Annotated in this window: 16 protein-coding genes; 10 read left to right on the top strand and 6 right to left on the bottom strand. The window is 49.2% G+C overall.

Translation table 11 applies throughout. The features are described 5' to 3' along the window. Positions 1 to 175 precede the first annotated feature (175 nt). Positions 176 to 1,900: an SGNH/GDSL hydrolase family protein gene (locus B9T62_RS08180; RefSeq protein ID WP_087914802.1), complete on the top strand. Its 1,725-nt coding sequence runs from the start codon at positions 176 to 178 to the stop codon at positions 1,898 to 1,900. Positions 1,901 to 1,982: 82 nt separating this feature from the next. Further along, positions 1,983 to 2,951 carry a bile acid:sodium symporter family protein gene (locus tag B9T62_RS08175; protein ID WP_087914801.1) on the top strand — a complete coding sequence of 323 codons (969 nt, stop codon included), beginning with the start codon at positions 1,983 to 1,985 and terminating at the stop codon, positions 2,949 to 2,951. A gap of 12 nt (positions 2,952 to 2,963) precedes the next feature. Here B9T62_RS08175 and B9T62_RS38845 read toward each other — a convergent pair whose 3' ends face one another. Continuing rightward, on the bottom strand, positions 2,964 to 3,329 hold the full coding sequence (locus B9T62_RS38845; RefSeq protein ID WP_157685515.1) for a TroA family protein: 366 nt from the start codon (positions 3,327 to 3,329) through the stop codon (positions 2,964 to 2,966). Positions 3,330 to 3,351: 22 nt separating this feature from the next. Here B9T62_RS38845 and B9T62_RS38840 point away from each other — a divergent pair, with 22 nt between their 5' ends. Then, the gene (locus B9T62_RS38840) at positions 3,352 to 3,690 is read left to right on the top strand and encodes a hypothetical protein (RefSeq protein WP_157685514.1); all 339 of its coding nucleotides are present in this window, start codon (positions 3,352 to 3,354) and stop codon (positions 3,688 to 3,690) included. 528 nt (positions 3,691 to 4,218) lie between these two features. Next, the gene (locus B9T62_RS08160) at positions 4,219 to 4,584 is read left to right on the top strand and encodes a winged helix-turn-helix transcriptional regulator (RefSeq protein WP_087914798.1); all 366 of its coding nucleotides are present in this window, start codon (positions 4,219 to 4,221) and stop codon (positions 4,582 to 4,584) included. A gap of 33 nt (positions 4,585 to 4,617) precedes the next feature. Here B9T62_RS08160 and B9T62_RS08155 read toward each other — a convergent pair whose 3' ends face one another. The 5 genes from B9T62_RS08155 to B9T62_RS08135 are packed head-to-tail and all read right to left on the bottom strand — an operon-like array spanning position 4,618 to position 8,573. Further along, the gene (locus tag B9T62_RS08155; RefSeq protein ID WP_087914797.1) at positions 4,618 to 5,589 is read right to left on the bottom strand and encodes a zinc-binding alcohol dehydrogenase family protein; all 972 of its coding nucleotides are present in this window, start codon (positions 5,587 to 5,589) and stop codon (positions 4,618 to 4,620) included. 15 nt (positions 5,590 to 5,604) lie between these two features. Next, positions 5,605 to 6,213, bottom strand: a complete 609-nt coding sequence (locus B9T62_RS08150) for an ABC transporter permease (protein WP_087914796.1) — start codon at positions 6,211 to 6,213, stop codon at positions 5,605 to 5,607. Then, positions 6,210 to 6,980 (bottom strand): ABC transporter ATP-binding protein, encoded by a 771-nt coding sequence (locus B9T62_RS08145; RefSeq protein WP_087920189.1) that lies wholly within the window; start codon positions 6,978 to 6,980, stop codon positions 6,210 to 6,212. Before B9T62_RS08145 ends, B9T62_RS08150 begins: the two co-directional genes overlap by 4 nt. A gap of 20 nt (positions 6,981 to 7,000) precedes the next feature. Continuing rightward, the gene (locus tag B9T62_RS08140; protein WP_087914795.1) at positions 7,001 to 7,906 is read right to left on the bottom strand and encodes a glycine betaine ABC transporter substrate-binding protein; all 906 of its coding nucleotides are present in this window, start codon (positions 7,904 to 7,906) and stop codon (positions 7,001 to 7,003) included. Positions 7,907 to 7,916: 10 nt separating this feature from the next. Next, on the bottom strand, positions 7,917 to 8,573 hold the full coding sequence (locus B9T62_RS08135; RefSeq protein WP_087914794.1) for an ABC transporter permease: 657 nt from the start codon (positions 8,571 to 8,573) through the stop codon (positions 7,917 to 7,919). 248 nt (positions 8,574 to 8,821) lie between these two features. On the opposite strand from B9T62_RS08135, the gene B9T62_RS08130 reads away from it, so the two are divergent. The 6 genes from B9T62_RS08130 (at position 8,822) to B9T62_RS08105 (ending at position 15,809) form a co-directional block, all read left to right on the top strand. After that, positions 8,822 to 9,730, top strand: coding sequence for an ArsR/SmtB family transcription factor (locus B9T62_RS08130; protein WP_087914793.1), 909 nt, complete (start codon positions 8,822 to 8,824; stop codon positions 9,728 to 9,730). 200 nt (positions 9,731 to 9,930) lie between these two features. Then, positions 9,931 to 11,253 carry an MFS transporter gene (locus B9T62_RS08125; RefSeq protein ID WP_087914792.1) on the top strand — a complete coding sequence of 441 codons (1,323 nt, stop codon included), beginning with the start codon at positions 9,931 to 9,933 and terminating at the stop codon, positions 11,251 to 11,253. Between the two features lie 21 nt (positions 11,254 to 11,274). Continuing rightward, positions 11,275 to 12,789 carry an arabinosylfuranosidase ArfA gene (gene arfA, locus B9T62_RS08120; RefSeq protein WP_211296429.1) on the top strand — a complete coding sequence of 505 codons (1,515 nt, stop codon included), beginning with the start codon at positions 11,275 to 11,277 and terminating at the stop codon, positions 12,787 to 12,789. 21 nt (positions 12,790 to 12,810) lie between these two features. Then, positions 12,811 to 14,085 carry an extracellular solute-binding protein gene (locus B9T62_RS08115; RefSeq protein ID WP_087914790.1) on the top strand — a complete coding sequence of 425 codons (1,275 nt, stop codon included), beginning with the start codon at positions 12,811 to 12,813 and terminating at the stop codon, positions 14,083 to 14,085. Positions 14,086 to 14,101: 16 nt separating this feature from the next. Continuing rightward, the gene (locus tag B9T62_RS08110) at positions 14,102 to 15,001 is read left to right on the top strand and encodes a carbohydrate ABC transporter permease (RefSeq protein ID WP_087914789.1); all 900 of its coding nucleotides are present in this window, start codon (positions 14,102 to 14,104) and stop codon (positions 14,999 to 15,001) included. A 10-nt stretch (positions 15,002 to 15,011) separates the two neighbouring features. Beyond that, positions 15,012 to 15,809 (top strand): carbohydrate ABC transporter permease, encoded by a 798-nt coding sequence (locus B9T62_RS08105; protein ID WP_157685513.1) that lies wholly within the window; start codon positions 15,012 to 15,014, stop codon positions 15,807 to 15,809. Positions 15,810 to 16,365: the final 556 nt, after the last annotated feature.

Genomic DNA, 16,365 nt, shown 5'->3' with positions numbered 1-16,365 from the left:
ATATTATATCTGTAAGCGATTTCAGCTGCCATGAGTAAACTAGCAACTTTTTGTAATTACTAAATATTGCGTTGGCAGCCCAAACATTTGGTGTTAATGTGAAAGCGTGTCCATATCAACAATGTTAGACCTTTACATTAATGAGAGGATGGTACAAGTGGAGGGAAATCACCAAATGACTACAAGCGGCATAACTGAAGGTCCCACAGCACCCAAGGACCCCGTGGAACGGAGAAGTGGATTTTTTGTATTGTTCGAAACAGCCATTGAGGCGACAGCCCGTGCTGAAGGCAGACCTTCACAGGAGGTTTATCTGGAAGGCAACTATCTGATCGACAAGGCCAGGTATATAGGCGGCGTCACAGATGAGCTTATACTGGAGCTTTTGGGGAACTGCGCGGGATTCCGCAAATTAGTACACAGTATCGGCATATCCGTGAGAACGATAAAGAATCAGGAAGAGCCTGTCTCTTTTCTGCTGCAGAACTGGGGTAAAACAAGCAAATATGAAACGGGTACCCGTCTGTTTGTGCCCTGTCCCTCTGACGGGACAGAGGTCACTTTGAAGCTGGAGGATATCGAATGGTCCGAAGATGACGATGTTCCCGGCAAATTTGCCTTTGAATTCAATCACGAGGGTGACCTGGCAACGGCGAGTATTATTTTTTATTTGAATGAGGGTTATTCTGTACCTGAGCTAATTACTGAAACACCGGTTCCATTTGGAACGAGCGAATACCAGGACATCATTGCACAATCATGGCTTCATGCTGGCAATAATACAAGATTGAAGGCTGCCATTGACAAGGCGGAAAGAGGCCAGGATGTCACGATCGCTTATATTGGGGGTTCGATTACGCAGGGAGCCGGAGCTAAGCCGATACATACGGAATGTTATGCCTATCAATCCTATTTGAGATTTAAAGAAAGGTTCGGTAAGGAGGGTGGAGATAATATCCACTTTGTGAAGGCCGGGGTAGGCGGGACGCCGTCGGAACTTGGGGTGATCCGTTATGAAAGGGATATTCTCAGAGACGGTTCGGTGGCACCGGATATCGTAGTGGTGGAATTTGCGGTTAACGACGAAGGCGATGAAACCAAGGGCAATTGCTTTGAAAGCCTATGTCTTAGAATCCTTTCCGCCGATAACCGGCCAGCTGTGATCCTCCTGTTCAGCGTTTTTCTGAATGACTGGAACCTGCAGGAGCGGCTCTCCCCCATAGGCCGGCGTTATAATCTCCCCATGGTCAGTGTCAAGGATGCGGTGACAGAGCAGTTCAAGCTAGGCAAAACTGAAGGGAACATCATTTCGAAACGACAATTTTTCTATGATATCTATCATCCAACGAATGATGGCCATCGGGTAATGGCCGATTGTCTCGCTTACTTGTTCTCTGAAACCCATAAATCGTTCATGAATGACGATGATATCCTGCTGGATCAACTGCCGGTCATCGGGAATGACTTTGCGGATACCCATTTGCTGGATCGCCAAACCCATATGGACGCTGCCAGGATTGAAGTGGGCGGATTCACGGGGATCGATTCGGAAGTGCAGCGGGTAGAAATGGATGCCAATCCCTACGGAACTCCGCAATTCCCTCACAATTGGATGCATTCGGCTGCGTCAGGGGAAGAACCTTTTAAGCTGACTATAACGAGCAAGAATCTCATCCTCGTATACAAAGATTCCGGCAGCAGCGAGTTCGGCAAAGCGGATATTTACGTGGATGGCAAGCTCTTGCTTACCGCTGATCCTCACGTGAACAACTGGACCCATTGCAATCCGGTTATTCTGTACCAAAATAAGGTTAGCCGGGAGCATCAGATAGAAATCAGCATGGCGCCCGAAGATCGGGACAAGTGTTTTACCATACTGGGCTTTGGCTATAACGCTTAGGCTTTTCGGCGGATTTTTAAACATCCATCCTTTTTCAAAAGGTGTATAATAGGAAGAACTTATTGAAAAAGGATGTCATGACATGCTTCTTGCTGTGAATCGTGTACTCAACCGGATGATGCCGCTGATCACACCGCTTAGTATCCTGACTGGAGTGCTCTGCGGCAGCAGTCTTTCCCCTTACACCTATCTGTCCCCCTGGCTGTTTGCCTTTATGACGTTTGCCGGCAGCATCAGTCTTGGATTCAAAGATTTCGTGAACGTGCTTAAGAAACCTCTGCCCTTGTTCGCCTGTTTGTTCATCCTGCATATGGCTATGCCGCTGGTCGCCCTGGGTCTGGGCAATGTATTCTATCACGCGGATGAATTCACGATCACCGGCCTTGTGCTTGCAGCAGTGATTCCTACAGGAATAAGCAGCTTTATCTGGGTCAGTATCTATAAAGGCAACACCGCACTTACACTCTCCATTATTCTGATCGACACCCTGCTGGCTCCTTTTGTCGTGCCGGGCGTGCTGTCGCTGCTGCTCGGAACCAGTGTGGCGCTCGACACAGGGGCGATGATGAGCAGCCTCTTCTGGATGATTGTCGTGCCCTCTCTGCTGGGCATGGTGCTCAATGAATGGAGCAAAGGCGCAGTCGCTCCGGTATGGAGTCCGAGACTGAATCCGGTCGCCAAGCTCTTCATGGCGATCGTTATTATGATCAACGGGTCTGTTATTTCGCCTTATCTGGCTGAACTCAACCTGCATCTGATCGGCCTGGCCGCCGTCATTGTGCTCATGGCCTCCACCGGCTATGCCCTGTGCTTTCTCACCGCAAGGGTCTTACGCTGGAATGAAGCAGATGAAGTTGCCCTTATCTTCAATGGAGGCATGCGCAATATCAGCGCCGGCGCCGTCCTGGCCGTGTCCTACTTCCCCGCCCCGGTTGCTGTCCCCGTCGTACTCGGCATGGTGTTCCAGCAATTGCTCGCTTCACTGGTCGGCTTGCTGCTCGGCCACCGCTCCAAGGTCCATCATCCAGCTGATCAATCATCGGCTGCTTGAAGCTTGGGGCGATTACGGTTTTATCAGTGCAGCCTCCACCAGATCAAGGGATTTGCTCTTTATGTTGGGATAATCCCCGAACACCCATTGCGGCATGATGTGCAAATTACCCGCTTGTACAGCTTTCAGGTTACCCCAAACCGCCGATTGCTGCATCTCGGCCAGCAGCTTCTCGGCATCTTCATCCTGGCTGACGGTTGATTTGCCAACGGTCATAAAGATATGATCCGGGTTCAGCTCAGGCAGCACTTCAAGGGATAACGTTACATAGCTTTGCTCCTGATTCTCCAGCCCTGCTACATAGGTTAAGCCCAGATCCTGCGATAACGTGGCAGCCAAATGGACATTGGGGCTGGCGACCTGCCGGGATGATTCCATATGGACGATTTGAGCCTCTTAGATGGAACATCCGATAACCGCTTTCGGCGATATGCTGAATCGTTTCATCTGTTTCCAGCAGAAGCCGGGCAGCCTTCTCCATGTACCGAATCGCCTGATCTACGATATCCGGTTTGTCAGCCACAAAAGAAGGGTTATCCAATTGGCGCAAAACCTCGTGCATAAACAAATAAAATACGGTTTTTGTTCTAAAACGGGACAAATCTCCTTCGTTCAGCCAGGCATTGTACATCTCGCGGGCATGCTGATGGAGAAGCGCCGGGAATTCCGGGACGAAACTCAAGGGGGCAGTCATAAGAGCATCCACTTTCTCCGTTGTTGCCTGAAGGGAAGAGCTTGATGACCTGGGCTCGCTTTTATACAGGATCAAATAAAATTTCAACTGCTCTAAGCTGTCAATTTGCAGGTGAAGCCCCTTGCCCCCATGCAGCAGGCAGCTGCGCGAGAGAGTAAATGCACGGCCGTTGAGCCTGGCGGTTCCCTGCCCACGGCACAGCAGCACAAAAGCATTGGCAGGAAGCGGATAAAGCGGCATAGCTTCCCCGGGCAACAGAATAAAGTGGCGGATATCGAATATGTGAAAGGACGAATGGACCCAAAGCTGGATAAGGCTCTGATGATTCATGTGCTCCTCCTGAACATGCATGGCAAAAGTGTAGTCTTCATTATAGGTGATAATGATTCTCACTTCAATCCATTTCAGTTCTCATCAATCTCTATTTGTCTATTTTGCTCTCCTTTATCAGATTGTGGCTCCTGCTTGTTATATTTAGCTTCAAACACTATGATAATGATGCAATATCATTTTTGGAACCTTGCATGCTTTTAATGATATAACACTCTTTTTGTAACTATTGGAGGACAGAATATGCTAACTAAAGATGAACTTCCCTTTTGCCCGGTTGCCGTCACAGTGGGATTGATAGGCAATAAATGGAAATTGCTGATTTTGAGAAACCTTTTGGCTAAATCCAATCGTTTTACTGAACTGCGAAATACGATCCCCGGAATCAGTCAGAAAGTACTGACGGACAATCTTCGCTCTATGGAACAAGACGGAATTATAGTGAGAACGGTTTACGCCGAAGTTCCGCCACGGGTCGAATATTCCTTAAGCGATTTAGGACATACGATGCGCCCCGTCATCTCCGCAATGGAGCAATGGGGTAATGGTTATCAAGAAACATACAAGGACAATCAGACAGCAGCAACAGATAAAAATTCAGCTGACTAATCAAGTCCCCTAATATACCGTGATGAGGCGCCTCTAGAGCTTGCTATTTACGATTACAATTTTACCGTTAGCTGAGTTGCTCTCCATCAAGAGATGTGCCTCATGAATCTGTTCGAGCGGCAGCACTTTGGCGATAGGCACTTTAATCCCATGCCGCTCAATATGCTGGAACAGCTCCACCAGCAGGCTTCTCTTGATAGGCGTGCTTGTGAACGATGTCAGGTACACATTAGTCGGAACGTCAACCATCGGTTCGAACCCGTCCAATACCCACTCGCCGGCTAAAATCCCCGTGACACACACGATGCCGTATTCAGCGGCAAGTCCAAGTGAATGCTTCAGCGTAACCGTTCCTACAAGTTCCAGTACTTTATTTACGCCGTCCGGTGTAATCGCATAAAGCTTCTCCGACAAGCTGTCGTCGTCAAGCAAGATATGATCAGCGCCGAATTGCTTTAGAAGCTCTATCTTGTCTGGATTTCTTGTCGTTGAGATCACAGTTGCTCCAATACTCTTGGCAAGCTGCAGGGCTGCGAGTCCTACCGAACTGGTGCCTCCGCGAATCAGCAGTGTCTCTCCCCGTGTCAGCTTCAAGGTGTCAAATAACGAAGCATAGGCCGTATAATACATTTCCGGAATGGCAGCCAGCTCAGACCAGTCCAGCTGAATGTCGATAGGATACACCTGGTCTGACGGAATCAGCGAATACTCCGCATAGCTGCCGTCAAAACCGCGTCCCAGCCCGCCCATTAAAGACACAACGGCTTGTCCTTTGACTAGACTACTATCCGACGGATCTTCAATTTCACCCACACATTCAATCCCGATAATACGCGGAAGCTGGACGGAAGGAGAATGCCCCTGCCTTGTAAATATCTCCGAACGGTTAATGCCAAAAGCCCTGATTTTGACCAGAACCCAGCCTGGCTTCACTTCAGGTAACGGTACCTCCCGCACCTTCAGATCCTGCGACTCGCAGGGGTGCTCCAATACTACTGCTTTCATGCTGCAACTCCCCTTCTAAATGCTTTTTTCTATTCTAACGAGCAACGCATTGACACCAACCGCCATTCCGGCCGATAGCACGCTGCCCCACACGATTTTATACACATTCATCGTCCGAAGTCCGTCAAACAGGATATCGCCTAATCCGCCCGCGCTAATGAACGCAGCGATCGTAGCCATCCCTATCGTGGACACTACCGCAAGCCGTATTCCGGTAAAGAAGGCCCTGATAGATAATGGAAACCTAATTTTGTACAGCACCTGCAGGTTACTCATACCAATGCCGGTAGCCGCTTCAATGATGGCAGGATCCACCCCATTCAGGCCTGCAATAAAATTGCGTAAGAGCAGATATTGATTGTACGCCACAAGCACTGTAATGGCTGTGGTCTTGCCCAGTCCTGTTACAGGAATCATCATCGCAAACAGAGCCACACTGGGTATCGAATAGATGATGGAGAACAAATAAACCAGGAACCTGGACAGCGTTTTGGATGTCATGGACATGAACGTCAGAATCGAAGCAAGCAAAAGCGAAGCCATTAATGTGATGCCCACGATTTCCAAATGTTCCACCAGCGCCTTTGCCCATTTATCGGGGTGGCCCATGATATATTCGATCAATCTAACCCCTCCCAGAACTTCTCCTGCTCACGGGAAGAAGCAATTAAGGAGGATACGAAGCCGTCTGCAGGGAAGGATACAATATTCTTTGGCGTATCGAATTGACAGACCCGGCCTTTGTCCATAACAATAACCCGGTTCCCCAATTTAAATGCTTCATTGATATCATGGGTCACGAACAGCAAGGTTTTCTTAAGCCCTCCGTGAATACGCAATAGTTCATCCTGCAAATTCATCCGGGTTATGGCATCTATTGCACCAAAAGGCTCATCCAGCAGCATGATCTTCGGATCTGACGCAAGTGCTCTTGCCAAGCCGATTCTTTGTTGTTGGCCGCCTGACAACTGGGAAGGATAACGGCTCTTAAACTCCGCTGGTTCCAGTCCGACGAGTGTCATTAATTCATCTACTCTTGCTTCAATCTTTGTTGTATTCCACTTTAAGAGTTTAGGCACAGCAGCAACATTCTGTCTGATGGTCATATGCGGGAACAGGCCCACCTGCTGAATGACATAACCGATGCGTCTTCTTACCGTAACTGGATTGAGAGCTCTAATATCTTCTCCAAAAAGGGTAATGCTCCCCTCGTCCGGTTCATACAGACGGTTAATCATTTTCAGCAATGTAGTTTTGCCGGAACCCGAGGAGCCCAGAATGGTAATGAACTCCCCCTCTTCAATGGACAGACTTACATGATCCACCGCGTAATAACCGGATTGATTATATTTCTTGCTCACATTGCTGATTTCGATCGCAGTCTGTGCCATGTTCTCCTCCATGAATCCGTTTATTTAATAGAATCGTGAAACTCCTTGGCCACATCTTCATATTCTTCCTTGTCCACATCCACTTTTGCGTTCAAGGCTGTTATCGTTTGGGTATCCAGCGCAGCGCTTACCTCGTTAATGACTTCCGCAATATCCGGGTTAGCATTCAATATTTCGTCACGTACAACCGGAGCCAAGTTATAAGGCGGCCATACCTGCTTGTCGTCTTCAAGCAGTGTGAATTCATCCGTATTCACCAGCATGCCTTCTGTTGTATAAGCCGGCGCAACATCTGCTTCCTTGTTAGAAAGCACCTCATATTTCAAACTGTTATCATACACCTTCGATGACTTCCACTTCAGCGGACCATAGACCTTCTCCAGCGCCGGGATGCCGTCTTCGCGCTGATCCACTTCACCTTGTGAAGCAAACCGCAGTTCACTGGCATGCTTCTGCAAATCAGAAATCGTTGTAATCCCCAGCTCCTTGGATACAGCAGTGCGGACAACCAGCCCGGCTCCGTCGTTAGCTTTAGAATAATCCAGCCAAGTAACCTGGAACTGCTCTTCATAGGCTTCTTTCACGGTATTGTAAACTTCCTCGGGATCGGTCATCAGAAGCTTTTTAAGAATGGTTAACAAGCCTGTCCCTGTGTATTCGGGATATAGATCAACTTCATTATTAACAAGCGAGGTGTGAATGACGGAACCTGCAATGTTGAAGACTCTCTCGACTTGGTATCCTGCATCTTCCAACGCCAAAGCATACAATTCACCAACCAGTAAATTTTCTGTAAAGTCTTTACTCCCGACACGTAGGGTCGGCTTGCCGCCTTCTTCCTTGTTCTGGCTGCCACAAGCGGCCAGCGTAAGCATTAATAGTAGAACAATTGCAACTGCTGTGAATGACTTTGTTTTTCTCTCCATCGTTAGAACCCTACTTTCCGGTGAATTTATATTTGAATAACCATTTCTCAGCACTGTCTAGGATGAGCCCGGCGGCAATGGACAGCACGGCAACCGATATACCGCCAATCAGGAGTAAGTCGATTCGGTTTAGGCCAAGACCTGTAAAAATAATGCTCCCAAGACCCCCGGCACCGATCTTTGCGGCTAGGGTCGCGCTCGCCACGATCTCAATTGCAGCTGTTTTGATTCCGGTCAGAATCAGCGGCGCAGCTAACGGAAGCTTAACCTTCCACAGCACCTGCCAATCCGACATCCCTACCCCGTAAGCTGTTTCCAGCATAAACGCGGGCACCTCTTCCAAGCCGGAAACAGTGTTCATCAGAATCGACGGAATGGCGAGTAAGATCAGTGCTATCATCGCCGGCTGAAACCCTGTCCCCATCACAGGGATCAACAGAAAGAGGATCGCCAGACTTGGGACGATCCGCAAAACCTGAAATATGGAGACCATCCATTTTTCGTATTTTTTGCGTTCCGCGCACAAATACCCCAAAATGATTCCAAGCAATGCCGAGACTATTAAAGCCAACGCGCTGATGATGATGTGCTCTTTTACGGAGAGCAAGTAAGCACCTGTGTCGGTTGTAAAATAATCCGTAATCTGCTCCCATAAGCTGCTGTCCAAGCTGAACCCCGCCTTTTACAATTGCATTTTTCTAGTGCTGGGTTAATCTTAAGTTATATAGTTACTTACTGGAAGTAGGCACTTTTTTATAATAGAGTTACCTTTTTGTAACTATTGAATCATCTTCTTGGATGTTTCAATAACGCCTGCGGTTAGCACCAATCCCCTTCTTTACTAAGTAGTTTAAACAAACATAAAATAGTGTTATAATAAAAAATCATAATTAGTACTGAAAGGAGTAGCCAAGGATGGTATATATAGACAAGTTATCCGCCGGAGCTTCTATATTCAAGGCTCTTGATTCTCCGGTCCGGATCAGCATCATTGAAGTTCTGACCGGACGCAACGGTATGAATATGAATGAGTTGGCCAAATATCTGAATCTGAGCAACGGCGCGGTCACCATGCATATCAAGAAGCTGGAAGAGGCTGGCCTGGTTCAGACCTTTTCCAATTATGCCAAGAATGGAATTCAGAAGAATTGCTTTCTGGTCGAGAACAAAATCCTGATTGAATTCGGAGACAACAGCAGCAATCACGTATATGAGTCTGATCTTAAGATTGGCCAATACAGCAATTTTCAGGTGACGCCAACTTGCGGCATGGCAACCAAGGAAATGATCATTGGGGAATTTGACAACCCCCAGGTTTTTGCCGATCCGAAGCATATTGAGGCTGGTATCATTTGGTTTACCACCGGTTTTCTTGAATACCGGATTCCCAATTATACCGCAGGGCGTAAAGTGAATGAGATCCAGATTTCTTTCGAAATTGGCTCTGAAGCGCCTTACCATAATAATGACTGGCCGTCGGATATTCATTTCACTGTCAATGGCGTGGATATCGGTGATTGGCAGAGCCCCGGAGATATCGGCGGCATCAAGTACAGCGGCAATCCGGTCTGGTGGCCGCCCCATCTGAACCAGTATGGCTTTCTGAAGCTGCTTCGCATCAATCACGAGGGCTCTTTTATTGACGGACGTAAAATTTCTGCTGTCACCATTGACCAGCTTCAGGACAAACGCGAGGAGGAGCCATTTGTCCTCCGCTTCAGCGTTGATCCCGCAGGTGAGAATCCGCGCGGGCTCACGTTATACGGACAGAACTTCGGACGCTACGAACAAGGAATTCTCGCCCGTGTGATAACCGAACCCTAACATTTGATATTTTTCTCTGGAAGCATAAACACCAAGCCTGCGGCTAGTTTGACGCAGGCTTTTTTGTTGTGCCAGTTGTCAATTCGACAAACCCTGTTGACAACGCTTCCAGATTTGTTTTATAATCTGGTTGTATTTTAGTTATACATGAAGTATTTTAGTTATATCTAAAATACAAAAGAAATGAAGGGGATGACGTAATGGATGCAGCTCAAGGTCAGGCCGCTGCCCAAAGCTGGGCCGACCGCAAACGATTTACCCGAATTATCCCAATGCTGGCCGTGATGTATCTGTTGGCACTGATCTGCCGCAACAACATTGGCTACGCTTTCGACGGAATGAGCCAATCTTTCAACTTGTCGGCGACGATTTCCGGTCTGGTGGGAGGTATATTCTTCATTGGATATCTTCTGCTCCAGATTCCTGGCGGCCATCTGGCCCAGAAGGTCAGCGCCAAGAAGATCATTACCATCTCCATGGTGGCGTGGGGGCTTGTATGCATCTCGATGGGCTTCATCCAGAGCGGAGGACAGCTTCTGACCATGCGCTTCCTGCTGGGACTGAGCCAAAGCATGCTGTATCCGACGGCGCTGATCCTGATTGGCAAGTGGTTTCCGCAGCGTGAGCGCGCACGCGCCATCGGCTACTGGTCGATTGGGGCCACCGTGTCCAATTTTATTGTGGGGCCGCTTTCAGGCTTTCTGGTGGACACATTTTCATGGAAGATGCTGTTTGTGTTCCAAGGTATCCCGGTACTGATCGGCGTATTCTTCTGGATCGTGCTAATCGCTGAAACGCCTGCACAGGCGAAATTTCTCAGCGAGAAGGAGAAGGCATATCTGGAGGCTGAATTTGCCAGCGATGCTGCAAGTGCAGATCAGAGTGGCAGCAAGGGCGGCATGGGCCTGGTGCTGAAGAACAAATTCGTCTGGCTGCTGACCGCCGTGTTCCTGCTCAACAACATGTTTAACTATGGCCTGAGCATCTGGTGGCCAACCATTGCCAGTTCGGTGACCGGGTCCAGCTACACCCTCGTCGGCATCTTATCCACGATCGCTCCACTGCTCGGATTACTTGTTATGTTTATTGTATCCGGACACTCGGACCGTACGGGCGAGCGGAAATGGCATGCTGCTTCCATTCTGATTATTTGCGGCATTGCCCTGGCTGTCTCCGCACTGACCGGAGGAGCACCGTTTGTTTCTATTGCCTTTATCTTGATTGCCCAAGGAATCTGGGGTGGATTCAGCCCGGTATTCTGGACGATTCCTTCTATAGTAATCAGCTCGGCGGCGATTGGGGCAGCGACAGGACTCATTAACGGTGTCGGCAATCTGGGCGGCTTCGTCGGCCCTTATCTGTTCGGGTATCTGATTGACCTTACCGGCAGCACCCAAATGGGACTATTCTTCATTGTCGGCGTACAACTGATGGCCGGTCTGCTGCTGGCAACGCTGAGGAGCCCCAAGCTGAAGACGGCACAGCAAGAGATTCAACTGAAGAACGGACTGAAGTCCAAATAAGAGAAACGGAGTGGATGAATAATGAGCAACAAGGCGAGATTTGTATTTGACAAGGATTATGTTATTTCCAAAATTGACAACCGGATTTATGGCTCTTTCGTGGAGAATCTGGGACGTTGTGTTTACGGGGGGCTTTATGATCCGGAAGATCCTACAGCTGACAGCGACGGCTTCCGCCAGGATGTTATCGATGCGGTTAATGAGCTTAACGTTCCAATGATTCGCCTGCCCGGTGGCAACTTCGTTGCTACTTATGTATGGGAGGATGGCGTGGGGCCAAGAGATACGCGCCCGCGTAAACCGGACCTGGCGTGGAAATGTATAGAGACCAACCAGATCGGGACTAACGAATATATGGACTGGCTGAACAAGGTCGGTGCCGAAGCGATGATGACAGTCAATGTAGGCACAAGAGGCATTCTGGATGCGCTGAATCTGCTGGACTACTGCAATCGCGAATCCGGAACTTATTATAGTGATCTGCGTGTCTCCCACGGCTACAAAAAACCCCACCGCATCAAAACCTGGGCAATAGGTAATGAATTGGACGGGGTATGGCAGGTAGGTCAGCAGACACCATTCGAGTATGCGCGTGTTGCAAGAGAAACAGCCAAAGCGATGAAACGTCAGGATGGCAGCATTCAAGTGGTTGCTGCAGGCAGCGCGGGTCAGGAGTATCCGACTTTTGGGGAGTGGGAACAGACTCTGATCCAGGAAGCGCATCCCTTTATCGATTATTTATCCTTACACCAGTATTATCTTAACGTGGAGCAGGATACGGCGAATTTCCTTGCAAAGACCCTTGCCTTTGATGATTATATCAAATCGATTGGCAGTTTGATAGATTACATGAAGGTGAAGAACAAGTCCAAGAATGACATTCACATCTCACTGGATGAGTGGAACGTCTGGTACCATACCCGTAAGGATGATATGGCTTCTATCCGCGACCGTGGCGAGGACTGGCCGATTGCGCCGAAGCTTCTGGAAGAACCGTATAACTTTGAGGATGCGCTTGTGGCCGGAGCTATGTTGATAGCCCTGCTGCGGAACAGCGACCGGGTCAAAATCGCAGCATATGCCCAATTGGTCAATGTGTTGGCTCCGATTATGACCGATAAGAACGGCCAGCTGTGGAAGAATACCATTTTCTATCCGATTTATTATACTTCAAAATATGGGCGGGGTACGGCCATCCAGGGAGTTATAGAATCGCCGAAATATGACAGCAGGGATTTCACAGACGTGCCTCTGCTGGATGCCGTCGCGGTGCTGAACGAGGATGAAACCGAGCTGACTGTATTTGCAATCAACAAATCGCTCAAAGAGCGTCTCGATATCCAGTGCGACTTCCGCTCCTTCGGCCAGCTGGATATGATCCAACATATTGCTCTGGAGAATAGTGATGTCTATGCGGTGAATACATTGGCGGATCCTAAGCGTGTACTGCCTACCGAGAAAGAACGGGCAAAAGAGGCCGGGCAACTATCTCTGGAACCGTTATCGTGGAACATGCTGCGTTACCGGATTAAATAATACAGCCCAAGGGGTGTTAGGATGAAACGAAAGCTAATGCTTATGGCGGCAGGCGTGTTCCTGATCGCATTGCTGACTGGCTGTGCCGGTAGCGGGACACACGCTGCTAAGGAAAAAGAAGTGATTCATCTATGGCATCCACTCACCGGGGGCGACGGAGACTATTTCAATGAGATCGTGGACCGGTTCAATGCCGTGAGCCAAGACTACCGTGTGAAAGTATCCGTGTTCAAGTGGGATGATTACAACGCCAAGCTGTCCAACGGCATAGCTTCCGACGCCGGTCCCGAGCTGGCGGTTGCCCGCAACTCCTTTTATTCTTTTCTAAGGGCAAAGGACCTGACGCTGGATCTGACCGACGCCGCACACACAGCGGGCATTCCGTGGCAGGACTACAACCCCTTGGCGCTGTCCCTCGTGAAGGAAGACGAACGTTATTATGGCAGCCCGATCGATACCCATCCTGTAGTGATGTTCTACAACAAGGATCTACTTGACCGAGCTGGAGTGCTTGATCCCGCGGGACAACCTGTATTTGAGCGTTCGGAGGCGGGGTTTCTGGAGTTTCTGGATAAAATCGCGGCAGTGCAACCGAAGGGACAATATCCGCTGGCGCTGCCGACCTATTCCAAAAGCGCCGAGCATTGGTATTTGTGGAACACCTGGTATGCGCAGAACGGCGGAACCGGCCTGCTGAATGCCGATTTCAGCGCTGCCGATATTAACCGCAAAGCTTTCTACACAAGCGCGGGGATGGAAAGTAAGCTGTTCAATCATCCTTACATTCTGCCGGATGATACAGATTTCACACAGACCTTTGTCAGCGGCCGGGCGGCAATCATCATTACTGGAGTGTGGGCGACGAGCAAGTTTATGGACCAGGTTCCTTCGCTGGGAGCCGCAGCTATCCCTAATCTCTGGAATGACCAAGAGTTGTATTACGGCGGATCTCACGTACTGATCGTGCCCTCCAATGTGATGGAGACGAGCAAACAGACGGGAGCGGCTCAATTTATTAAATTTTTTAATGAAAACGGCCTAGAATGGGCCAAAGCAGGGCATGTTCCCGTCGACACCAAAATCTGGACCTCAAAAGCGTATCTGGATATGCCCTTCCGTGACCTATATACCAGGTTAGCCGGACAATTACAATACGTGGAGCCACAGAAGGATATTTTCGGAATCTATGAGAATCTGCTGTCTCCGCTTATGGAGTCGGTCTGGAGGGGCAAGTATACGCCGCAGCAAGGTTATGAGGAACTGACAGCTGATCTTAACTTTCAGCTAAGCTATTGAAGAAGGAGACAGGAACATGCCGCATAACAGACTGAACCTCAAACGGCGGTACGGCTACTTAATCTACATCCTGCCTTTTATGCTGGTTTATCTGGTATTTACGCTCTGGCCGATTCTCTACGGCTTCTATATGAGTCTGCACAAATGGGGGATTACCGGTCCAATCTCATTCGTTGGGCTGCATAATTATCAATATTTGCTGAAAGATGAAATGTTCTGGTCTTCTCTTGGGCACTCTAGTCTCTTCGTGTTCATCTCTACGCCGTTGATGGTAGTACTGGCGCTGGGGACTGCCCTGCTCTGCAATCTGGGCACACGCTGGAAAACGTTCTTCCGGACAGGGTTCTTCCTGCCAACGGTGCTGTCGGTCACGGTGGTCTCCTATTTGGGAACCTATATCTTCAATCCATCGATCGGGCTGGTCAACACGCTGCTCCGCTATGTTCATGTGCTGCCGCAGGGCAGCAATATTGACTGGCTAGGCAATACGCCCACCGCCTGGCTGGCCATCACCCTGGTAACTTTGTGGTGGACGGTGGGAACTAACATGCTGCTGTTTCTAGCTGCGCTGCAGGATATTCCGGACAGCTTGTATGAAGCAGCTGCGCTGGACGGGGCAACCCCCCTTCAGCGGTTTATATACGTCACCCTTCCCCAGCTCCGCTCGATTATGGGTGTCATTATAATGCTGCAGATCATTGCGTCCTATAAGATTTTCCCACAGATCTATTATATGACCAAAGGCGGGCCGAACAACACAACCAAGCCGATTATCCAATACATTTACGAACAGGGCTTCATGAATGACCGGCTGGGCTATTCTGTTTCAATGTCCGTTCCATTATTCATCATTCTGTTGGCCCTGGCACTTATCCAGCTTCGGCTGCGGGGGAGAAGCGAAGGAGGTATCCAATGAAAACAAGGGTATGGACCGTTATACTGGCGATACTGGCTACACTTCTGTTTCTGCTGCCAATTGCCTGGATGTGCATTATCGCCCTCAAACAGGACGCCAGCCAAATCCGTTCCTTCAGCGACTGGTTTGCGCCCCCTACTCGCTGGACACGCTCTCTGGTATCTTGTCGGATACGCTGCTCCTGCGCTGGCTGGGTAACAGTCTTATTGTAGCGAGCCTTCATACACTGCTGGTGCTGACGCTCTGCTCGTTGACCGCGTATGCGTTGTCCAAGCTGAATGTGCCTGGAGGCAAATGGATCTACCTGCTGATTCTGGCCGGACTGCTGATTCCACTGGAGGTAATTGCTGTCTCCCAGTTTCAGGTTGCCAAGAATCTGCATCTGCTCAATACATTGACCGTGCTGATCGTTCCCGGTGCGGCGGCGCCATTCACCGTAATTGTGCTCAAGACGTTTATGGATGCCATCCCGGATGAGCTGATCGAAAGTGCCGAGATTGAGGGAGCGGGCAAGTTCCTGATCTTCCGCAAACTTATTCTGCCGATCAGCGCCTCCTCGATGTTTGCGCTGGGCATTCTGGCCTTCCTACAATCCTGGAACAGCTTTCTCTGGCCGTTCCTGGTTATTACCGATATGAACAAATTTACGTTGCCCGTAGGGATTCCTACCCTGCTGAGTTCCTTTACGGTGGACTATGTAACTCCAATGGCTGTCAGCATGTTGTCTTCTTTGCCGGCAATGCTGCTGTTTCTGATCTTCCAGAAGAAAATCGTCAAAGGAGTAGCCTTTACCGGCATCAAAGGGTAGCAATCTCAGCCTGCCGTGGCCGGTCAACGTTGGTTGGATTGGCGCAATCGTGTGCAGCGGCCGCAGAGTGGGAAGCCACTTGCCGGTGTGGCGGTTCACCGATATGTGACGGGTAGGTAATTCAGAAGAATTTGCGTATCTGCACCTTAGATCAACATGAAGCAGCCGATCGTCATGATCGGCTGCTTTTTGTCTGCATGGCTCTAACGTCTGCCGTTAGAGTGATGTAGTGGTTATGAGAACGATGAACAGGCGCGAAGCCATATTTCGGGGGCTCACGGCTTCAACTAAGAATCCCTTCATATTAAAAATTAAAAAAACACGACAACATAAAATTCATGCTGTCGTGTAAGGTTATGAACACGATACGATGTCAAAAAACTATCCGCCCTTATTTTCCACAAGGGATGAAAAAGTCTGCTGCTTCTTACTTGCTCCAGCAGCAGATTTATCGGAGTCCGACCGAAAAAATTCCCTTGGGTACGATCGCATGCACCCACACTGTAAACATAATTGGCCACGCTTTGGCTCCTGCCAATATGGGTTGCTCCGATTG

Origin of the sequence: Paenibacillus donghaensis (assembly GCF_002192415.1) — a bacterium.
GTDB classification, from domain to species: domain Bacteria; phylum Bacillota; class Bacilli; order Paenibacillales; family Paenibacillaceae; genus Paenibacillus_AQ; species Paenibacillus_AQ donghaensis.
The sequence above is the reverse complement of the archived record's forward strand: the minus strand, read 5'-3'. Positions and strand labels throughout refer to the sequence as shown.